We start from the raw sequence: 18,963 nt of genomic DNA on the forward strand, positions 1-18,963 counted from the left end.
GGCGGCTGGAACGTCTCCGGCAACGCCGACGGTCAGCTCACCTTCACCAGCCCCTACGGCCGCCAGGTGACCAGCACCCGCCAACCCCTGCGCCCCACCACCCGAGCCGCCGCCGCCCGCATCAGCGGCACCACCCTCACCTACGACCCCCCGAGCCCCGAGCGCGACCACCCGAACCCGCCGCAACCGACCCGCCCACGCGAGCCCGACTGAAGTCAGCCTCAACGCATGACGCCCGCTGGCGGAGAGGAAGGAGCACCCACCGCAGACCCGACCCGACACCCCGATCCGCCACACGACGCGACGCGACGAACCTGCACGGGACGCCCGACTCACGGTGGTCGCGCCATCCCGACGACGGCCTCGCCGTCGCGGCACGGGTCCGGCTGCTGGCTGTCGACCGCCCCGGGTGCGGGCGCAGCGATCACGACCCGGGGCGAACGCTCGGCACCGTCGCCGACGATCTGGCCGCCGCCTGCGCCCGCCTCGGCATCACCTCGGTCGGCGTCCTGGCCTGGTCCGCCGGCGCGCCCTATGCCGTCGCGCTCGCAGCCCGGCAACCCGACCTGGTGAGCGCGGTCGGCCTCGCGGCCCCCCTCGTGGCCGTCACCGCGTACGCCACGCCGGAGGTGGCCGAGGTCGCCGGGCCCGGACGTCGGCTGTTCGCCGAGATGGCGGCCGAGATGGCGCCCGACGAGGTCCCCGCCGAGGTGGCGCCCTACGGATCGTGCGCCTGCCTCGCCCTGAGCTCGGCGGCCTGACCTTGGATGCGGCTCTCTACGGAGCAGACCGGCGCCGTGCACAGGCCTGGTCCGTCCTCGACGCCCTCGGGGACCACCGCTGAACCCACCACCGTTCCTCGTGCCCGCCGCATGCCCGCCGGTGGCGTCTCGCGTTACGGACGGCCGGGCTGACCCGGGCTGTGCGCGGAGGATTGGGATTGCGCCACCTCCGACCGTGACTACATATTGGTCATGGCCACCACCCTGTCGTTGTCGGAGATCAAGGCCCGCTTGTCGGAGATCGTCGATCAGGTCGAGCGTGAGCATGACCGGGTCGTGTTGACGCGCCACGGGGTGCCCGCCGCGGTCGTCGTCAGCCCCGCAGATCTCCAGGCCCTGGAGGACACGTTGGATCTGCTGTCGGACCGGTCGGCTCTCGCCGAGATCGAGACCGCACGCCGCGAGGTCGCGGCCGGCGACGTCGTGGGCGCAGACGAGCTCCGAGCGACGTATCTGTCGAAGTGACTGGCTACCGGCTGGTCGTGGCCGGGTCAGCGGAACGATCACTGCGACGCCTTCCTGATTCGGTGGCGGCGGCCATCGTGGAGTTCATGGTGGGCGCCCTCGTCGAGAACCCCAGGCGCCTCGGTCATCCCCTGCAACGGGAGCTGACCGGCCTCTGGTCCGCTCGGCGCGGCCCGTACCGAGTCGTCTATGAGATCGACGACGACGAGCACAGTGTCATCGTGGTGCGGATCGATCACCGCGCCGACGTCTACCGGGCCCGTTGACCGGCACGGGCATGCGGGGTCGGTGACCGAGCGGGCGGGCGTCAGCCGTCAGTCGGCGGCGACCACGGCCATGGCCACCAGGTCGGAGTGTGAGAGCGAGAGGTGCCAGGCCGTCACCCCCGCCTCCGCGGCCAGAGTCGCCGCGGTGCCGGTGATGTTCAGGGTCGGACGTCCCGATGTCGCGCGTTCGACCTCCACGTCGTGCCAGGCGAAGGCGCCGAGGCCGACGCCGAGCGCCTTCATCACCGCCTCCTTGGCCGCGAAGCGCACCGCGAGGGCCGGGATCGGGTCGCGCCGGGCGTCGGCCACGGCTCGCTCCCCGGCGGTGAAGAGGCGCTCGCGCAGGCGGGGGGTGCGCGCCAGAGCGAGGCGGAACCGGTCGAGGTCGACCACGTCGGTGCCCAGACCCTTCATCGGGTCCACCGCCAGCCCCGGCTCCGCCGCAACCGCCACCCTGGTGGGCCTCCCGGGCCGCTCAGGGTGGCGGTTTCGGGTTGTGGCCCGCATCCGATCCGGCGGGCGGCCATGTCAGGTCTCGGGGGCGGAGCGCCAGCGCTCGGCGAGCACGTACACCGGCGAGGTGAGCAGCTCGACGATCGGGATCTCGCCGAGCAGGTCGTCGCGGAAGGTGGGCTCTGTCTCGGTGACGGCGTCGGTGAGGGCCGAGAGCCGGGTGCGGTACTGCTCGAGCACGGAGCGAGCCCGGGGCGTCGGCAGCCGCGTCGCGAAGCGGCAGTGCAGGAGCGTGATGCCGGTGCACTGGTTGCCCCGCACCTCGGGCACGATCACCAGCCTGCGGCCGTCGCTGCGGCCGACGGCCACGGTGACCTCGCGCTCGGTGGCCACACGGTGCTTGGTACCACGCAGCACGGGGTTTCGCTCGGTGCGCAGCGGCAGGTCCCGGGCGATGCCGCCCCGGTCGACCACCCGCACCGTGGCCTCATGGGTCTCCACGGTGCCCTCGACCGCGTAGCGGGTGAACCCGATGACCTCATCGACGGCGGGGTCCAAGCCCGCCAGCGTGCGCAGGGCCCGGTAGCTGATGCGGTCGCGAGGTGCCCCGGCCGCGAGGGTCGCGGCCACCAGCGGCACCTGCAGCAGTCCCTCGTCGCTGCGCGAGATGCCCACGGTGACGGTCTTGGCCTGGTGCTTGATGGCGTCGACGGGGCGGGTGAGCTCCTCGATGCCGGTGGTGAGGGCGCTCGTGAGGTCCTCCACGAGGGCCACGGGCGAGCCTGCCCGCCCGTGCTCTATCTCATAGACGTCGAGCGGGACCAACCCGGTGGCGTAGCGCATGAGCGACGAGAGCCGCACCGCCGTGGCGGCCTCGAGGGTGCCGTCGAAGCCGCCGCCCCGGATGACCTCGTGGAACTGGGTCGCGAGCGGGGTGAAGTCGTCGCGCAGCCCGGCGAGGATCTCGTCGCCGTCGGTCGCCGTCGGGCCCACCAGCCGCTGCTCGATGGCGGCCCGGGCCCGACGGAGAGGCAGGGCCGAGGCGTCGATGGCCAGGGCCGCCTCGTAGCCGAAGATGTGGCCGACCACGGTGGCCAGCACGAAGGCGAGAGTCGGGTCGACGGCCGGGACGGTCAGCACGCGCAGGGCGGCGGAGAATCGATCGTCGCCCTCGGCCGCGATGACGATGGGCGACGCCTTGTGGGCCCGGTAGATCGCGACCTCCTTGGCGACGTCGTCGGCGTTCGAGCCCTGCAGGCCGGCCGCGCACACGATGATGAGCGGCTCCGACGACAGGTCGATGTGCTTCTTGTCCTCGGTGGCGTCACACGCGATGGCCTTGTAGCAGAGCTCGGAGAGCTTGATCCGCAGCTCTTGGGCGGCGATGCGATCGGCACCCGAGCCGACGATCGCCCAGTAGCGCTTGGACGGGGCCAGCTCCTGCGCGGCGGCGGCGATGGCGGGCCGGGTGGCGAGCACCTGTTCCATGGCGTTCGGCAGGGCCCGGAGCCCGGTCAGCAGGCGCGAGCGCTCGGCCGTTGCGTTCGGCGCGGTGACCATCTCGGCGGCGATGGCCGAGGCCAGCACGATGCCCGCCGCGACCTGGGCGTAGAACGCCTTGGTCGACGCCACGCTCATCTCCACGTCGCGACCGTCGGAGGTGTAGAGCACCCCGTCGGAGCGGTCGGTCAGGTCGCTGCCCCGCCGGTTCACGATGCTGATCACCGTGGCGCCTCGGGCGCGCGCCAGGTCGACGGTGCGGTTGGTGTCGGTGGTGGTGCCGCTCTGGCTGACCGCCACGATGAGCGTGTCGGCCATGTCGGGCCGCAGGGCGAAGCCGCTCAGCTCGGTGGCCAGCCGGGCGTCGACCCGCAGCTCGGTGCCGATGGTGAGGGCGGTGAGGGTGGAGGCCAAGGCCTGGCCGGCCACCGCGGCAGTGCCCTGGCCGATGGCCAGCACCCGGGTAATCGTGCCGTCGGCCAGCCCGGCCCTCGTCGCGTCGGGGATGGTCTCGGGGCCGAGGCGGGCCTCGAGGTGCCCGTCGGCGCCGACGATCTTGCCCCGGAGGGTCTTGCGGAACGACGCAGGGGACTCGGTGATCTCCTTGAGCAGGAAGTGCGGGTGCGCGCCCCGGTCGATGTCGCGGGTGGTCACCTCGGCGTGGGCCAGCTCGTCGCCGGAGACGGGCAGCTCCGCGCCGGAGTAGGCGAGGCGCCGGATGCCGGCGACGGTGCCGGCCCGGGCGGAGTCGAGCACCACGACCTGGCCTCGGCTGCCGGTGGGATCCGCGGCGTCGGCCGCCGTCTCGCCGTCCATGCGGAGGTAGGTGTCGCACTCCTCAACCACGCCGTAGGGCTCCGAGGCCACCAGGTACACGTCGGGCGCCAGGCCGACGTAGAGGGCCTGGCCACTGCCGCGCAGGGCGAGGAAGAGCTGCCCGGGTTCGGAGGCCATCGAGGCCCCGATGGCCACCGAGCCGTCGAAGGTGGCCACCGTGCGCCGGAAGGCCTCGGCCGAGTCGGCCCCGGCGGCCACGGCCCGGGCCACGAGCGTGGGGATGACCTTGGCGTCGGTGGTGATCTCGGGCGCGTAGTGCAGGCCGGCGGCAGCCTTGAGGTCGGCGAAGTTGTCGATGTCGCCGTTGAGGGTGGCGGTCACGTACGGACGCGCTGCGGGGTCGTCCTCGTCGCTGTTCACCGGGTGAGCGTTGGCCTGGGAGATGATGCCGACGCTGGCCCACCGCGTGTGTGCCAGCACCAGCACCTCGGCGGTGGGGGCGGCGAGGGCCCGGCGCAGCAGGTCGTCACCGGCCAGGGCGAGGCGGAGGGCGGCGGCGTTGTCGCCCAGCTCGCCGATCTCGGCCGCCGCCTTGTAGACGAAGGCCAGGGCGCCGTTCGCGACGCGGACCGAGCCGGAGCCGAAGGTCTCATCCGCAGCCCGATCGGCGAGGGCGGCGGCCGTACCCGGCGCGGCGAGGTCGAGGTCGTGGCCCCGCACCAGGAGGGTGAGGCCGGCCGAGTCGCGTCCGCGGACCTCGAGGCGGTCGAGGGCCGAGAGGGCCAGCTGCACCGAGGTCATGGCCTCGACCGCCGCGGTGCCGGCGCCGGGGCCGGCCAGGCCGGCGACGGCCCGAGCGGTGCGGAGTCGGTCGCGGCCGATGGCCCAGGCGCCGTCGCGCACGGCGACGAGGGCGGCGTTGACCGCTTCCTGCTCGGCGGTCGGTCGATCGACGAGCAGCTCTTCGAGTCGGACGTCGAGCGCGCCCAGGGCACCGGCCAGGTCAGCCAGGTGGGCCTCCAGCCCCGAGTCGAGGCCGCCGTCGGCCAGCAGGGCCCGCACCCCGGCGGTGCCGCGCAGCAGGTGGTCGGCCTCGCTCAGCTGAGCGGCCGCGGTCTCGAGCGCCTTGTGGACGTCCGCGCCGGTGCGGGCCTCGGCGACGAGGCCAGGGGTCCCCTCGACCAGGCCGAGCACGGTCGCCGTCGCCGGAGGCGTCCGATCGCTGGGCCGACGGGCGACGGCGATGATGCCGCACATGCAGGGACTCCCGGGGGTTCGTGGACGGAGACCGATCCTACTGGTGGGTCCACCTCCGCCCGCCGTTGCGCCCGGCGGTGGGCCCTCCCCGACCGCCGCCGCCCTGGCCGCCGCGCCGACAGCCAGGTCGGTCAGGTCGAGGGGGTGGCGATGGTGGTCGCCAGCGCGTCGGCGATGCGTCGGGCCTCGTCCTCGGTGGGGGCCTCGACCATCACCCGCACCAGGGGCTCGGTGCCGCTGGGGCGCACCAGCACCCGGCCCCGTCCGGCGAGGGTGATCTCGGCCCGGGCGATGTCGGGGGCCAGCCGGTCGAGCAGGTCGGGCGAGCGCTCGGCGACCCGCACGTTGACGAGCACCTGGGGCAGGCGGGTCATCACCCCCGCCAGCTGTGCGAGGGGGCGACCGGTGCGGGCCATCACGTCGAGCACCGATAGGCCGGTGAGCAGGCCGTCACCGGTGGTGGCCCGGTCGCGGAGGATCACGTGGCCCGACTGCTCGCCGCCGAGGGCCAGACCCTCGGACTCGAGGGCGGTCAGCACGTTCCGGTCACCCACGGGAGTTTCGACCACCCGGATGCCGGCGGTGTTCATGGCCTGGCGGAAGCCGAGGTTGGTCATCACCGTGACCGCCACGGCATCACCTCGGAGGAGCCCTTGGGCGTTCATGTCGATCGCCAGCAGGGCGATGAGCTGGTCGCCGTCGACCACCTCGCCCTCCGCGTCGACAGCCACCACCCGGTCAGCGTCACCGTCGAAGGCGAGCCCGGCGTCGGCCCCGCGGGCGAGGACCGCGGTCTGCAGCACCTCGGGGTGGTTCGACCCGCAGCCGGCGTTGATGTTGGTGCCGTCGGGATCGGCGTGCAGCACGGTGACCGCCGCGCCCAGGCGGGCCAGCACCTGGGGGGCGACGAACGACGAGGCGCCGTGGGCGCAGTCGATGACCACGCTCAGCCCGGCGAGCCGGCGGCCCTCGAGCACGGCGTCGGTGAGGTGGGTGGCGTAGCGCTCCCACGCGTCGGGGGCGCTACGCAGACCGCCGACGAGCGGACCGCCGGGACGCTCGCCCGAGCCGGGGATCCCCTCGGCCTCGATGGCGTCGAGCTCGGCCTCGACGCGCTCCTCGACGGCGTCGTCGAGCTTCAGGCCGCCGGGGCGGAACAGCTTGATGCCGTTGTCGCCGAAGGCGTTGTGCGATGCCGAGATCATGGCGCCGGGGAGCTGGTCGGCGGCGGCCAGATAGGCCACGCCGGGGGTCGGGATCACGGCCAGGTCGACCGCCATCGCACCTTCCGACGCCAGCCCGGCGGCGAAGGCGGCGTGCAGCAAGGGCCCCGAGATGCGGGTGTCGCGACCCACCAACCACGGCCCGGCCCCGAGCGTGCGCGCCGCGGCCCTTCCCAGTGAGAGGGCCAGCTCGGGGGTGAGCTCGGTGTTGGCGGCGCCGCGGACGCCGTCGGTGCCGAAGCGAAGGGTCACGGGACGACGCCGACGACCACGGGCGCAGCCCCGGGGAGCACGAGGGCCTGAAACCTCGCAGCGGGCGGCTCGGGCCCGAGCGGCCCGTCGCAGGCGTTGGAGGCGATGAGAGCGGGAAGGACGGGTCCTCCCTCCGAGGCGCCAGCCGAGGAGAGCACCGAGACTCGAAGGCCCGCGATCAGCGCTTCGAGTACTGCGGAGCCTTGCGGGCCTTCTTGAGGCCGTACTTCTTGGATTCCTTCTCCCGCGCGTCGCGGGTGAGGAAGCCGGCCTTCTTGAGCGCTGGGCGGGCTTCGGTGTCGAGGGCGATGAGGGCTCGTGCGACACCGAGGCGCATGGCGCCCGCCTGGCCCGAGGGGCCACCGCCGTCCATGGTGGCGTCGATGTCGTAGCGGCCCTCGACCTCGACCGTGCGCAGAGGGTCGGTGAGGATCATCCGGTGCAGGGCGTTGGGGAAGTAGTCCTCGACGGTACGGCCGTTGATGGTGATCTTGCCCTCGCCCTCGGCGGCCGCGTCGCGGAAGCGGACGCGGGCGATGGCGCTCTTGCGGCGACCGGTGGACTGGACCATGGGCTTCGACACGACGATGTCTCCTACGCGGTGCGGCGACGGGCGCCGACGATCTCGAGTGGCTCGGGCAGCTGCGCTGCGTGCGGGTGGACGGGGCCGGCGTACACCTTGAGCTTGGTGAGCTGCTGGGCGCCGAGGCGGTTCTTCGGCAACATGCCGCGAATGGTGCGACGGACCGCGTCGGCCGGCTTGCGGGCCAGGGCGTCGGCGTAGGTCTGCTCGGAGAGGCCGCCCGGGTAGCCGGAGTGGTTGTAGACCCGCTTCTTCTCGGCCTTGCCCGCGGTGAGCACGACCTTCTCGGCGTTGATGATGATGACGTGGTCGCCGGTGTCGAGGTGCGGGGTGAAGATCGGCTTGTGCTTGCCCCGCAGCACCCGGGCGACCTCGGTGGCGAGGCGGCCGAGCACGAGGCCCTCGGCGTCGACGACGTACCAGCGACGCTGGATCTCACTGGCTTTCGGCGAGTAGGTGGGCACAGCTGTCCTTCCGGATCCGGCAGGAGCCGGGACGTTCACGAAGCGGGGTCAGGCTCATCGGCGACTCGCGTCGCAAAGGGCCCGATGGGCCGAGGGGCAACTGTACGGGTCCGGTCCGCCGCGCTTCAACCCGGCGCTCCGACGTCCGGCCCCCTCGCACCACTCCGGCCGACACCGTCGTCAGTCGAGAGGGTGCACCAGGAGCGTGTCGGCGGAACGGAACCCGGCCCGGCGGTAGAACGGTACCGAGCGGGCGGTGGGGCTGAGGACCACCCGGTCGTAGCCCCGGCGGCGGGACTCGGCCAGCGCCTCGTCCAGCAGCATCCGGCCGATGCCCAGATCGCGGTGCGGCGCGAGGACGAACGCCTGGCCGATGTAGCCCCAGCCACCCGGCGGCCGACCCGGGCCCGGCATGCGACGGAAGTCGAGCATGTCCAGCATCCCGATGGCCGTGGGGCCGTCCGGCGTCGGGAGCACCCCCTTGCCGCCCGGTCCCCCCCTCCGAACTGGTAGACGATCTGGTGGCCGGCGCACCCGATCGCCATACCAGTTCGCCGGGGCCGTTCGCTCGGCCACCCACATGAGCCGTTGGCCGGCCTCGGCCCGCAGCCAGGCCCGGAGGGTGGCCTCGAAGCCAGGGTCGTCGACCGGTCCGCCCCGGCGCTCCTCGACCCAGGCGCGACGGAGGGCGACGAGGGCCGCTCCCTCGTCGGCGTCGGCCATGTCGACCAGGCGGATCGCCACCGCCCCGACGGGCGGCCGGTCAGCCATCGGGCACCGAGTCCCAGCCGTCGTAGCGCACCGTCTGGAGGGTGAGGCCGTGGGGCGGCGCCAGGTCGCCGGCCCGAGACCGATCGCGGGCCGCCAGCGCCGGGCGCACGTCGCCGGCGGTCATCCGCCCGGCGCCCACCGCGACCATCGTCCCCACGATGCTGGTGGGCACAGCTGTCCTTCCGGATCCGGCCGGGCCGGGGATCTCGTACACGGGGCCGGGCCCCGGCGACGCACGTCGCGAAGGGCCCGATGGGCCGGGGCAACTGTACGGAGCCGGACCCAGGTGCATCAACCCGGCGAGGCCCGTCGGCTGCGGCGTCCGACGCGCCCGCCGCAGCCCGGCCGCGGTCGACGCCGAACGGGACCGGTTCGACCGGTGCGCGGCGCGGCCGGCCCGACGGTTCGGGGTGTCGTGCCGACGGGTCCGCTACGTACGGTCACAGGGTGGACCCGGAGCCCCTCGTGGTTCCCCTGTTCGGGCTGCCCCAGGGCAGTGAGTCTTCGTCAGCGCCGGACGGGTCACGCACGGGTCGGTATGACTCCACCACGGCACAGCCGACCGGAAGCGCCTGAGCTCGAGCAGTTCGAACCCGACCGGCGGTAGTCCTGATCGGACACGACGTACTTGGGGAGGTCGTTCACCAGCTGCGCCGCCCCCCGGTGACGTCCGTCGTCGGGCTGTGACGCTGCAGTCGGCCAGTAATGGGCCAGCGCCTGGTGGGCGACGCCACCGAACACCATGCCGTCGACTGACCGCAGGATCTCGTTGATGTACTCCTCGAACTCGTCATCGATGAAGTGCCAGTCGATGTCGTGGTTCGCATCTTCGATGAGGCCATCGAGTGACACGTTGATGTGGAGGAAGGTGCTTCGCACGGGTGGTTCTATCCCTTTCGGGATTGCGACGCGACTCGTCATCGTCGTCGTCACTGGGTCAATGAGCTGGTGGCCGCAGAACCGTCGCGACTGATCGCCGCTCACTCGACGGGCAGCCCCCAGCTGATGACGTTGGTGGGGGTGATGCGGATCAGCGCCGTTGCGTCGTCGCCTGCTGCGGTGGCGTGCGTGTGGATGGCGTCGGCGGTGCCGTGCACGATGACGCAGCGTGGCTGCCACGGCGGGAGCACGTCGTCGACCACGAACGCCACCTTGGGCTGACGCTGCACGTCGCGGAACTTGTGGGTGGCGACGAACTCGGCGGGATCCCGCCCGCCGATGTCGATGGTGTCGAGGTCGGGGTTGTACCGCCAGCCGAGGGGCACGATCCGGGGCTGGCCGGTGTCGTCGACGGTGGCCAGTCGCCCCAGGTGGTTCGGCTCGGCGAAGTAGGCGAGTTCGCCGATGCTGAACACGCTCATGATGATGCCACCGCTGGTCGGTGGTGACGTGGCTGATCGACCCTGGAGTGAGCGGAGCGACGCAAGCCGACGATGAGCACGACCGCCACCGCCACGTGGATGGCCGTGAGCAGGACCTTGACGTCACCGGCCGCGTCGGCGAGGGGGATCGGGATCAACGAGAGCACGAAGACGGCGGTCGCCAACACCGTCCACGACGACGACGCCCGAGGCGTCCACCGCTCCAGTGCGGCGAGCGTGGCCCACCCGGCCAGCGAGGCGGCGAGGGAGAACCCGCCGATCAGCGCCACCCCGATCTCCATCGGCGGTTGGCCGTTGTCCATGTCGACGACGAGCTCCACGGCGAGGGCCCGGGCCACCAGCCCGAGCGCCACGGCGGAGCCGGTGGCGGCGGCGGCGACACCGGCCCGATGTCGTCGTCGGGCCCGTGCGGCGGGGGTGGCTCGATCGGTGGTTGCGGTGTCCATGGGACTCTCCTCTGTCCGGTGAAGCCTAAAACTTCACGTCGTGTGCATTTCCAATGATATGCACACCGCGTGTAGTTTCACAACCCTGAAGTACATCTACAGTGAAGTTTCATGAGGTCGGCCCTGTGACATCGATCGGCGTCCCGCTCAACGCCCGCAGCCGGCGTACCCGCCGGGCGCTGCTCGATGCGGCCCGCCAGCAGCTCGAGCGCGATGGCTTCGACGCCCTGACCATGGCCTCGGCCGCCGAGGCGGCCGGCGTGTCGCGACGGGCCGGCTACCTGCACTTCTCGTCGCGTGCCGAGCTGCTCGCCGCCCTCTACCGGCATCTCGGCGAGACCGAGGACCTCGCCGAGTCGCTGGCTCGCGTGTGGGCCTGCGGCACCGCCGTCGACGCGCTCGACGAATGGGCCCGCCACATCGCCCGTGCCCACCCACGGATCCTCGCCGTGTCCCGGGCCGTCGAACGGTCCCGGGCCACCGACGCCGACGCCGCCCGCCTGTGGGACACCACCATGCGGAACTGGCACAAGGGCTGCACGAGACTGGCCGAGTGGCTGCAACACGAGGGATCCCTGGCGGCGGGCTGGACCGTCACCGAGGCAGCCGACCTGCTCTGGGGCCTGATGTCATGGGATCTGCTCGAGCGCATGATCAGCGACTGCGGCTGGGACCACACCCACTTCGGCGCTCGACTAGCGGCGGTGTTCCGCGTCATCCTCGTGCCGGCCGGCCGGTGACCGGCTGGCGGCTTCGCTCCGCTTCGGTTGCGGCCTCGTCGTGATCGACGAGCAGGGAGCGGCGACGGTCGACCGTGGCCGCCAGCCCGGCACGGTGGCGTGGGTCATCTCCACGAGCGACGGGATCTCACGGACACAGCGGTCGACGGCGAGCGGGCAACGGGGGTGTGGAGGCGGCAGCCCGCCGGCGTGTGGGCGGGCTAGGACGGGCTAGGACGACGCCCTACCGAACGACGCGTTGGCGGCATTGTGCCCGCCGCGGATCGGCGATCGGTCGCCTCGAGCGCCGCAACCTTCGGGAGATCAGTCAGGTGGGTGGACCGGGAGCCCGTCGTCGGCGGATCGCCACCGCCCCGACGGGCAGCCGGTCAGCCATCGGGCACCGAGTCCCATCCGTCGTAGCGCACCGTCTGGAGCGTGAGGCCGTGGGGCGGGGCGAGGTCGCCGGCGCGAGACCGATCGCGGGCCGCCAGCGCGGGGCGCACGTCGCCGGCGGTCATCCGTCCCGTGCCCACCGCGACCATCGTCCCCACGATGCTGCGCACCATCTGGTGGCAGAAGGCTGTCGCCTCGATCTCGAAGCGGAGGTGTCCCCCGCCGTCGTCGTGCCACCTCGCCTCGGTGACCCGGCGCACGAGGCTCGGCTCGACGTCACGGCCCTTGGGCCGGCGGCAGAACGTCGAGAAGTCGTGCGCGCCGATGAACGGATCGCAGGCCAGGCGCAGGACGGGCAGGGCCAGCGGCCGTTCGACGTGCCAGGCCAGGCGGGCGGTGAAGGGGTCAGGCTCGGGGTGGTTCCAGACGAGGTAGCGGTAGCGCCGGGCCCGGGCCGAGAAGCGGGCGTCGAAGTCGTCGGCGACGAGGGCCGGGTCGCGCACCGCCACCTCGGGACCGCACATCTTGTTGACCGCCCGGGTCAGCGCAGCCCGGTCGACGACGGTCGCCACCCGGTCGGGGCGGGCGTCGAGGGTGACGACCTGGCCGAGGGCGTGGACGCCCCGGTCGGTGCGACCGGCGCAGGTGAGAGCGACGGGGTGCCCGAGAAAGCGGGTCAGCGCGGCGACGAGAACACCGGCGACGGTGCGCACCCCGGCGTTGGGGGCGAAGCCGTGGAAAGCGGTGCCGTCGTAGGCGACGGTCAGTCGGAGCCGGCGAGTCGGCCCGGTGGGCGTCTCGGCCTCCGCCGGGTCGAAGAGGGTCACGGCGCCTGACGCTACCCACCGGGTGGATCAGCGGGGCTCGACGCCGTGAGCTCCGACCGGGCGCAGCGGCGGTCGGCCATCGGCGCGGCGCGCCGCGGCGATCAGCGACTCCCCCGCCGGACCGGGCGGACCTGGGAGGGCGGGTCCTGGGAGGGCGGGTCGGGTCAGCACCCTCCGCGCCAGCAGCGCATCGAGGGCGGCGGCCAGGCGGTCGGGCGGCCAGCCCAGTCGATCGTCGACCTCGGCAACGACGAGGGGGCCGGCCATGGCGGCCACGACGGCCCAGGCGTCGTCCTCCAGCTCGCCCGGTGGGACGGGCGTGAGCACCAACGGTGGCGCCGCCTCCCAGCGCCCGAGGCCGACCGGCGCGGGCGGTGCCTCGACCGCGGCGTCGTCACCCGCCTGCACGGCGGGGGATGAGCCCTCGGTGCCCGCGACGGTCTCGGTCACCTCGATCGTCGGCGGCGTCGTCTCCCTCGCGTCGCCCGCCAGGGCGCGGTCTCGGCGGCGTCGGTCGCCTCCGGGCGCGTCGCCTCGGCTTCCGCAGGTCTGTCGTCGTCGTCCGAGGCCACCGCCGCCTTGGCCGATCCCGCCGGCTCGGCTGGCTCTTCCGCGACCGGCTCCTCCGGCTCTTCCGTCTCAGATGGCTCCCTCGGCGGGGCCTCGGCCTCGGCGATGAGATCCTCGGTGTCCCATGACCACTCGCCCTGGGCGATCGATGTCGGCGGCGGGTGGCCGACTCGGCTCAGACCAGCTCGATGCGCGCCATCGGGGCGTTGTCGCCCTGACGGGGCCCGACCTTGAGGATCCGGGTGTAGCCACCGTTGCGATCGGCGTAGCGGGGGCCGATCTCGTCCATCAGCTTGGCCGCCGCCTCCTTGTCGCCGGCGAGGGCGGAGGTCACCTGACGGTGGTTGTGGAGGCCGCCCCTACGCGCCTTGGTGATCAGCTTCTCGGCGATCGGGCGCAGCGCCTTGGCCTTGGCCTCGGTGGTGGTGATGCCCTCGGCAGCGACGAGCGAGGCGACCAGGTTGGCCATCATCGCCTTCTGGTGCGAGGAGCTGCCGCCGAAGCGACGGCCCCTCTTCGGGGTGGCGGGCACGTCAGTCCCGGCCCTTCAGCGAGAGGCCCCGCTCGTCCAGCTTGACCAGCACCTCGTCGAGGGACTTCTGGCCGAAGTTGGTGATGGCCAGCAGGTCGTCCTCGGTCTTGAGCAGCAGCTCGCCGACGGTGTTGACCTGGGCCCGCTTGAGGCAGTTGCGGGGGCGCTCGGAGAGGTCGAGGTCCTCGATGGGGAGCTCGAGGTCGGGCGAACCGGTGGCGGCGCCGTCGGCCTCGGTGAGCATGAGGCCCTGGGGATCGTCGCTCATGCCCTCGATGAGCTCGACGAGCGACTTCAGGGTGGCGCCGGCGGAGGCCAGTGCGTCACGCGGGGCGATGGAGCCATCGGTCTCGATGTCGAGTATCAGCTGGTCGTAGTCGGTGTCCATCTCGACCCGGGTGGGCTGGATGTCGAACGCAACCCGGCGGACCGGCGAGAAGATCGAATCGACCGGGATGATGCCGATCGTGGCGCCCTGCTTGTTGCGGTCGGCCGAGACGTAGCCTCGGCCCTTGTCGACGGTGACGTCGATCGAGAGGCGGCCCTTGGCGTTCAGCGAGGCGAGGTGCAGGGCGGGGTTGAGCACCTCGACATCGGCGGTGAGCTGGAGATCAGCCGCGGTGACCTCGGCCGGGCCCCGCACGTCGAGGCGCACGGTGACCGGCGTGTCGGACTCCGAGGTGAGGACGAGGTCCTTCATGTTGAGGATGATGTCGGTGATGTCCTCGGTGACACCGGGGATGGTGTCGAACTCCTGGATGGCGTCGTCGAAGCGGACCTCGGTGACTGCCGCGCCGGGGATCGACGACAGCAGCGTGCGGCGCAACGAGTTCCCGAGCGTGTGACCGAAGCCGGGCTCGAGGGGGCTGATGGAGAACCGCTGGCGGTTGTCCTTCTCCTCGTCGAGCGCTTCGACGGTCGGGCGCTGAATGACCAGCATCTGGTGCCTTCCTCAGGGTGTTCGGTAAAGGGGTGCGGGGGATTACTTGGAGTACAGCTCGACGATGAGCTGCTCGCGCACCGGGACGTCGATCTGGGAGCGGGCCGGGAGCTCGCGGATGGTCGCCTTGAAGCCGTCGTCGCCGGTCTCGAGCCAGTCCGGCTTGCGCCGGTCGATGGTGTCGAGGTTGTGGCGTATGGCGATCATGACCCGGGCTTTCTCCGACAGGGTGACGACATCGCCCTTGCGGACGCGGTAGCTGGGGATGTCGACCCGCTGGCCGTTGACCTTCACCATCCCGTGGCTGACGAACTGCCGAGCCTGAGGCCGGGTGGAGGCCCAGCCGGCGCGGAAGGCCACGTTGTCGAGGCGCTGCTCGAGCATGCGCAGCAGGTTCTCGCCGGTGACGCCCTGCTGGCGCGTCGCCTCCTTGTAGAGGTTGGAGAACTGCCGCTCGAGCAGGCCGTAGATGTACTTGGCCTTCTGCTTCTCCTGCAGCTGGATCAGGTACTCCGACGGCTGGCGGCGCCGGGCGCGCCCGTGCTCGCCGGGCGGGTAGGGCTTGCGGTCGAGCAGGCGCTGGCCCTTGTCGTTCTCGAAGACGTTCACGCCGAGGCGGCGGGAGATCTTGACCTTGGGTCCGGTGTAACGAGCCATCTCTCTGTCTCCTCCGGGATCAGACTCGGCGCCGCTTGGGGGGGCGGCAGCCGTTGTGGGGGACAGGGGTGACGTCCTTGACGCCGGTGACCTCGATGCCGATGTTCTGGATCGAGCGGATCGCGGTCTCACGGCCGGAGCCGGGACCCTTGGTCTGCACGTCGACCTTGCGCACCCCGTGCTCCATGGCCCGCCGGCCCGCCTGCTCGGCGGCCATCTGGGCCGCGTACGGGGTGGACTTGCGGGAGCCCTTGAAGCCGACGTTGCCGGAGGACGCCCACGCAATGATGTTGCCCTCCTGGTCGGCGAAGGAGACGATCGTGTTGTTGAACGTGCACTTGATGTGCGCCACCGCGTGGGTGATGTTCTTGCGTTCGCGCTTGCGCGGGCGTCGTCCGCCCGGGGTCGGCTTGGCCATCTACTTGCGCACCTTCTTCTTGCCGGCCACGGTCTTCTTCGGGCCCTTGCGAGTACGAGCGTTGGTCTGCGTCCGCTGACCGTGGACCGGGAGGCCCTTGCGGTGGCGGAGGCCCTGGTAGCAGCCGATCTCCATCTTGCGCTTGATGTCCTGCTGGACCTCGCGCTTGAGATCGCCCTCCACCTTCATGTTCTGGTCGATCCAGGCCCGGATCTTGTTGACCTCGGTGTCGGTGAGGTCACGGACCCGGGTGTCGCGGTCGACGCCGGTGGCCTCACAGATCTGGTCCGAGGTGGATCCACCGACGCCGAAGACGTAGGTGAGCGAGATGACGAGGCGCTTCTCGCGGGGGATGTCGACGCCGGCGATGCGGGCCATGCTCAGGCTTCTCCGAGAGGGGTGGACGTGGACGTTGAGGTGGACACGATCAGCCCTGCCGTTGCTTGTGGCGGGGGTTGGTGCAGATGACCTGCACTCGCCCGTGACGGCGGATGATCTTGCACTTCTCGCAGATCGGCTTGACGCTGGGGCGAACCTTCATGAGGCGCTTTCTGGCTGGCGCGGTGAGGCGGGACGGGGCGAAGGGAACGGGGAGCTACTTGAAGCGGTAGGTGATGCGGCCACGGGAGAGGTCATAGGGCGTGAGCTCGACCTGGACGCGGTCACCGGGGAGGATCCGGATGTAGTGCATGCGCATCTTCCCGGAGATGTGCGCCAGCACGTTGTGGCCGTTCTCGAACTCCACCTTGAACATCGCGTTCGGGAGTGACTCGAGGACAGTCCCCTCGAGGACGATCGCGTCTTGCTTGGGCTTGGGCAGCGTTCCACTCCTGGCCGGATCGGGTGTCGGTCCCGGGCCCTGCGACTCACGCGACAGGGCTCCGTGGGCCGACGGACGATCGTAGACGCCAGCCTGCTCAGGTTCCAACCCACCGGATCGATCAGTCTGGCACGCTCACCGAGCCGGAGGCGCGGATGGGAGGCGACGCGTCGCCCTGGCCCGATCGCATCGCACGTTACCCGTTGTCCTCGGCGTAGCGCCGCAGGGCGGTGTCGATGTCGCGCTGGCCCTCCCGCACGGCGTCGTCGACCGATGCCCCCTGGAACGCGACCCGCCCCATGGCGGCCTCGATGGCCGCTGCGTAGTCGGTCTTGGGCCCGACGATGGGCCCGGGGCGCTCGGGATCGACCTCGAAGAGCTGGGTCGAGGCGACCTCCAGCATGGTGCCGGCCAGTCCCGACGCCCAGAACTCCTGGATGGCGGGTGACTCAGCCGCCCCCACCCCGACCGGGAGGTAGGACCCCTCGGTGTGCCACGTCACCTGGCCTTCCTCGGAGGCCATGAACCGAGAGAACGCCCAGGCCGCAGCCTGCACCTCGGGCTCGTTGGTGGCAGGGATGTAGAAGGCGCCCCCGCCGATCTGCACCTGCCCCGGTTCGCGCAGCCCGGGGAAGGGGCCCGCCGCCGGCGTCAGGGTCGTGAGGTCGGCGTCGGGGTCGGGGGCCTCGCCTCCGGTGTCGACGTCCTCGCCGCTCAGGAAGGCGGCGATGGTGGTCGACGCGGTCGATGTCTCGATCACCATGGACGATGCGTTGGTGGCCAGGGCCAGGTACTGGTCGATGCCACCGGTGGAGAAGGGCTGGGCCAGGCCGCGGTCGACCATGCGCTTGACCCAGGCGAGCGCCTCGCGGGTCGCCTCGTTGTCGAAGTTCGACTCGGTGGCCAGCCCCGCCCGCCCGTTCTCGTTGTTCACGATCTCCTCACCGGCGCCGACGACCCAGCTCTCGACGAAGCCGTTGGCCAGGAGGAGGGCCAGCGGCCGGTCGATGCCAGAGGCCTTGAGCTCCTCGGCGGTGGCCTCGACCTCCTCGAGCGTGCCGGGAGGCTCGGCGGGGTCGAGCCCCGCCGCAGTGAAGTGCGATTGGTTGTAGTAGAGGACGGGGGTCGACACCGTGGGCAGCGCCGGCCAGTAGGTGCCGTCGACGGTGAAGGCGCTGCGCACCGACGGGATGACATCGGGCTCGGCGCCCTCGGCGTCGAAGCACTCCTGGGCCGGCGCCAGGGTGTCGGTGTCGATGAGCACCTGGAGGTCCTTGGCATCGGCATGGAGCATGCCGGGCAGGTCGCCGCCGGAGATGCCCTGGATGTAGGCCCGTAGGACCTCGCCGTAGGTGGTGCCCTGCGAGCGGATGCTGACCCGCACCTGATCCTGCTCCTCGTTGAACGCCGCGCCCAGCTCCTCGAGGGTGGTCTTGGCCTTGGCGTTGAGGGCGTGCCACAGGTCGAGCTCGACCACGCCGTCGGCGTCGTCGAGGGGGGCGAGGCAGTCCTCGCCCTCCTCCTGGGGGCCCGACTGGGTCTGGACCCCGAGGGAGCGCTCGGAGCGGACGCAGGCGGGGGCCACGAGGGTCGCCAGGGCCACCGCCAGGACCATCCCTCGGCGGGCGGGCCGGCGGATCATCCCTTCACCGCCCCTGCGGTCAGGCCCTTCACGATGTGGCGTTGGAAGAAGATCAAGAGGACCACCATGGGGAGGGCGACGAGCAGGCTGCCGGCGACGATCAGGTTGGCGTTTTCAGGGTTGGAGCTGAGGCTCTGCACCGCGATCGGAGCCGTCCCCCACTCGTCGGGCCGGGTGGTGATGATGCGGGGCCACAGGTACTGGTTGAAGGCGCCGAGGAACGAGATCAAGGTGAAGGCAGCGATGATCGGGCGCGACACCGGCAGGACCAGGTTGGTCAGCAGCCGCCAGTGGCCCCAGCCCTCGAGGCGGGCTGCGTCACGCAGCTCCGACGGCACCCCCAAGAACGCCTGGCGGATCAGGAACGTGCCCAAGGCGGTGGCCAAGAAGGGCACGATCAGGCCCTGGTAGCTGTCTCGCCAACCCAGGTTGCTGATGGTGGCCAGGTTCGGCAGCACCGTCACCTCGAGGGGCAGCAGGAGAGTGGCCATGAACAGGGCGAAGACCACCCGCTTGAACGGGAACCAGAGGTAGGCGAAGGCGTAGGCGGCCAGCACCGACGTCGCCACCTGGGCAGCGGTGATGGCGACGGTGACGACGAGGCTGCGGCCCATGGCGCCGCCCAGGTTGGCGTTGCGCCACGCGCGCGAGAACACGTCGCTCTGCACGTCCCGGGGGAGGAGGAGGGCCTCGCCCCCGCCGAGGATGCTGGTGGGGTCCGAGATGGCCCGCACCAGTGCGAAGTACACGGGCAGGATCACGACCAGGGCCAGGCCGATGAGCAGGGCGTACCACCCCAGCTGGCGCAGGGGGCTCTCAGT

General features: G+C 71.7%; 25 protein-coding genes and 1 pseudogene. 5 read left to right on the plus strand and 21 right to left on the minus strand.

Features of this window, described 5'->3' with window-relative positions:
- The 4 genes from VNL12_RS11585 to VNL12_RS11600 form a co-directional block, all read left to right on the plus strand.
- Nucleotides 1-213 (plus strand): hypothetical protein (locus VNL12_RS11585; RefSeq protein ID WP_325594736.1); only part of this gene is annotated, 213 nt, incomplete at its 5' end.
- A 101-nt stretch (nt 214-314) separates the two neighbouring features.
- The gene (locus VNL12_RS11590) at nt 315-761 is read left to right on the plus strand and encodes an alpha/beta hydrolase (protein ID WP_325594730.1); all 447 of its coding nucleotides are present in this window, start codon (nt 315-317) and stop codon (nt 759-761) included.
- A 213-nt stretch (nt 762-974) separates the two neighbouring features.
- Nucleotides 975-1,247, plus strand: a complete 273-nt coding sequence (locus tag VNL12_RS11595) for a type II toxin-antitoxin system Phd/YefM family antitoxin (RefSeq protein ID WP_325594688.1) — start codon at nt 975-977, stop codon at nt 1,245-1,247.
- A gap of 17 nt (nt 1,248-1,264) precedes the next feature.
- Nucleotides 1,265-1,513, plus strand: a complete 249-nt coding sequence (locus tag VNL12_RS11600; protein WP_325594690.1) for a type II toxin-antitoxin system RelE/ParE family toxin — start codon at nt 1,265-1,267, stop codon at nt 1,511-1,513.
- 48 nt (nt 1,514-1,561) lie between these two features.
- Here VNL12_RS11600 and VNL12_RS11605 read toward each other — a convergent pair whose 3' ends face one another.
- The 10 genes and pseudogenes from VNL12_RS11605 to VNL12_RS11650 form a co-directional block, all read right to left on the minus strand.
- Nucleotides 1,562-1,966 carry a holo-ACP synthase gene (locus tag VNL12_RS11605; protein ID WP_325594692.1) on the minus strand — a complete coding sequence of 135 codons (405 nt, stop codon included), beginning with the start codon at nt 1,964-1,966 and terminating at the stop codon, nt 1,562-1,564.
- 75 nt (nt 1,967-2,041) lie between these two features.
- A complete protein-coding gene (locus tag VNL12_RS11610; protein ID WP_325594694.1) occupies nt 2,042-5,500 on the minus strand; it encodes an SIS domain-containing protein in 3,459 nt (1,152 codons plus the stop codon).
- 131 nt (nt 5,501-5,631) lie between these two features.
- Complete coding sequence (glmM, locus tag VNL12_RS11615; protein WP_325594696.1) at nt 5,632-6,975, minus strand: phosphoglucosamine mutase; 1,344 nt, start codon at nt 6,973-6,975, stop codon at nt 5,632-5,634.
- 178 nt (nt 6,976-7,153) lie between these two features.
- Nucleotides 7,154-7,636, minus strand: a pseudogene (gene rpsI / locus VNL12_RS11620) (30S ribosomal protein S9); the annotation flags it as partial.
- Nucleotides 7,570-8,022 (minus strand): 50S ribosomal protein L13, encoded by a 453-nt coding sequence (rplM, locus tag VNL12_RS11625; protein ID WP_325594698.1) that lies wholly within the window; start codon nt 8,020-8,022, stop codon nt 7,570-7,572. The gene rplM and the pseudogene rpsI, both read right to left, overlap by 67 nt.
- 180 nt (nt 8,023-8,202) lie before the next feature.
- Nucleotides 8,203-8,793: a GNAT family N-acetyltransferase gene (locus tag VNL12_RS11630; RefSeq protein WP_325594700.1), complete on the minus strand. Its 591-nt coding sequence runs from the start codon at nt 8,791-8,793 to the stop codon at nt 8,203-8,205.
- Complete coding sequence (locus VNL12_RS11635; RefSeq protein ID WP_325594702.1) at nt 8,786-8,965, minus strand: hypothetical protein; 180 nt, start codon at nt 8,963-8,965, stop codon at nt 8,786-8,788. Before VNL12_RS11635 ends, VNL12_RS11630 begins: the two co-directional genes overlap by 8 nt.
- Nucleotides 8,966-9,315: 350 nt before the next feature.
- Nucleotides 9,316-9,672, minus strand: coding sequence for a hypothetical protein (locus VNL12_RS11640; RefSeq protein WP_325594704.1), 357 nt, complete (start codon nt 9,670-9,672; stop codon nt 9,316-9,318).
- Nucleotides 9,673-9,773: 101 nt separating this feature from the next.
- A complete protein-coding gene (locus VNL12_RS11645) occupies nt 9,774-10,154 on the minus strand; it encodes a PPOX class F420-dependent oxidoreductase (RefSeq protein ID WP_325594706.1) in 381 nt (126 codons plus the stop codon).
- On the minus strand, nt 10,151-10,621 hold the full coding sequence (locus VNL12_RS11650; RefSeq protein ID WP_325594708.1) for a DUF6069 family protein: 471 nt from the start codon (nt 10,619-10,621) through the stop codon (nt 10,151-10,153). Before VNL12_RS11650 ends, VNL12_RS11645 begins: the two co-directional genes overlap by 4 nt.
- Before the next feature lie 125 nt (nt 10,622-10,746).
- Between VNL12_RS11650 and VNL12_RS11655 the strand changes: the two genes are divergently transcribed.
- Entirely contained in the window at nt 10,747-11,361 is a 615-nt protein-coding gene (locus VNL12_RS11655) for a helix-turn-helix domain-containing protein (RefSeq protein ID WP_325594710.1), read from the plus strand.
- A gap of 368 nt (nt 11,362-11,729) precedes the next feature.
- Here the strand turns inward: VNL12_RS11655 and truA are convergent, their stop codons facing one another.
- The 11 genes from truA to VNL12_RS11710 all read right to left on the minus strand — a co-directional run.
- Nucleotides 11,730-12,563, minus strand: a complete 834-nt coding sequence (truA, locus tag VNL12_RS11660) for a tRNA pseudouridine(38-40) synthase TruA (RefSeq protein ID WP_325594712.1) — start codon at nt 12,561-12,563, stop codon at nt 11,730-11,732.
- A 27-nt stretch (nt 12,564-12,590) separates the two neighbouring features.
- Nucleotides 12,591-13,013, minus strand: coding sequence for a hypothetical protein (locus VNL12_RS11665; protein WP_325594714.1), 423 nt, complete (start codon nt 13,011-13,013; stop codon nt 12,591-12,593).
- Between the two features lie 295 nt (nt 13,014-13,308).
- Nucleotides 13,309-13,665 carry a 50S ribosomal protein L17 gene (rplQ, locus tag VNL12_RS11670; protein WP_325594716.1) on the minus strand — a complete coding sequence of 119 codons (357 nt, stop codon included), beginning with the start codon at nt 13,663-13,665 and terminating at the stop codon, nt 13,309-13,311.
- Nucleotide 13,666: 1 nt separating this feature from the next.
- Nucleotides 13,667-14,605, minus strand: coding sequence for a DNA-directed RNA polymerase subunit alpha (locus VNL12_RS11675; protein WP_325594718.1), 939 nt, complete (start codon nt 14,603-14,605; stop codon nt 13,667-13,669).
- A gap of 42 nt (nt 14,606-14,647) precedes the next feature.
- A complete protein-coding gene (rpsD, locus tag VNL12_RS11680; protein WP_325594719.1) occupies nt 14,648-15,262 on the minus strand; it encodes a 30S ribosomal protein S4 in 615 nt (204 codons plus the stop codon).
- Nucleotides 15,263-15,281: 19 nt separating this feature from the next.
- Nucleotides 15,282-15,680, minus strand: a complete 399-nt coding sequence (gene rpsK, locus VNL12_RS11685; RefSeq protein WP_325594720.1) for a 30S ribosomal protein S11 — start codon at nt 15,678-15,680, stop codon at nt 15,282-15,284.
- The gene (rpsM, locus tag VNL12_RS11690; RefSeq protein WP_325594721.1) at nt 15,681-16,058 is read right to left on the minus strand and encodes a 30S ribosomal protein S13; all 378 of its coding nucleotides are present in this window, start codon (nt 16,056-16,058) and stop codon (nt 15,681-15,683) included.
- A gap of 49 nt (nt 16,059-16,107) precedes the next feature.
- Nucleotides 16,108-16,221 (minus strand): 50S ribosomal protein L36, encoded by a 114-nt coding sequence (rpmJ, locus tag VNL12_RS11695; RefSeq protein WP_272736174.1) that lies wholly within the window; start codon nt 16,219-16,221, stop codon nt 16,108-16,110.
- 54 nt (nt 16,222-16,275) lie between these two features.
- The gene (gene infA, locus VNL12_RS11700; protein ID WP_325594734.1) at nt 16,276-16,500 is read right to left on the minus strand and encodes a translation initiation factor IF-1; all 225 of its coding nucleotides are present in this window, start codon (nt 16,498-16,500) and stop codon (nt 16,276-16,278) included.
- Between the two features lie 196 nt (nt 16,501-16,696).
- Complete coding sequence (locus tag VNL12_RS11705; protein WP_325594726.1) at nt 16,697-18,142, minus strand: extracellular solute-binding protein; 1,446 nt, start codon at nt 18,140-18,142, stop codon at nt 16,697-16,699.
- Nucleotides 18,139-18,963: carbohydrate ABC transporter permease (locus VNL12_RS11710; RefSeq protein WP_325594728.1), on the minus strand; the 825-nt coding region annotated here is incomplete at its 5' end. The genes VNL12_RS11710 and VNL12_RS11705, both read right to left, overlap by 4 nt.

This window comes from Iamia sp. (genome assembly GCF_035575815.1).
In the GTDB taxonomy this organism is placed as follows: domain Bacteria; phylum Actinomycetota; class Acidimicrobiia; order Acidimicrobiales; family Iamiaceae; genus Iamia.

What these genes read in the sequence shown, in the direction of transcription:
- rpsD (WP_325594719.1), bottom strand. Translation starts at nt 15,262, where the DNA reads ATGGCTCGTTACACCGGACCCAAGGTCAAGATCTCCCGCCGCCTCGGC.
- VNL12_RS11595 (WP_325594688.1), top strand. Translation starts at nt 975, where the DNA reads ATGGCCACCACCCTGTCGTTGTCGGAGATCAAGGCCCGCTTGTCGGAG.
- VNL12_RS11675 (WP_325594718.1), bottom strand. Translation starts at nt 14,605, where the DNA reads ATGCTGGTCATTCAGCGCCCGACCGTCGAAGCGCTCGACGAGGAGAAG.
- VNL12_RS11610 (WP_325594694.1), bottom strand. Translation starts at nt 5,500, where the DNA reads ATGTGCGGCATCATCGCCGTCGCCCGTCGGCCCAGCGATCGGACGCCT.
- rpsM (WP_325594721.1), bottom strand. Translation starts at nt 16,058, where the DNA reads ATGGCCCGCATCGCCGGCGTCGACATCCCCCGCGAGAAGCGCCTCGTC.
- rpmJ (WP_272736174.1), bottom strand. Translation starts at nt 16,221, where the DNA reads ATGAAGGTTCGCCCCAGCGTCAAGCCGATCTGCGAGAAGTGCAAGATC.
- rpsK (WP_325594720.1), bottom strand. Translation starts at nt 15,680, where the DNA reads ATGGCCAAGCCGACCCCGGGCGGACGACGCCCGCGCAAGCGCGAACGC.
- VNL12_RS11705 (WP_325594726.1), bottom strand. Translation starts at nt 18,142, where the DNA reads ATGATCCGCCGGCCCGCCCGCCGAGGGATGGTCCTGGCGGTGGCCCTG.
- VNL12_RS11645 (WP_325594706.1), bottom strand. Translation starts at nt 10,154, where the DNA reads ATGAGCGTGTTCAGCATCGGCGAACTCGCCTACTTCGCCGAGCCGAAC.
- VNL12_RS11630 (WP_325594700.1), bottom strand. Translation starts at nt 8,793, where the DNA reads ATGGCTGACCGGCCGCCCGTCGGGGCGGTGGCGATCCGCCTGGTCGAC.
- VNL12_RS11650 (WP_325594708.1), bottom strand. Translation starts at nt 10,621, where the DNA reads ATGGACACCGCAACCACCGATCGAGCCACCCCCGCCGCACGGGCCCGA.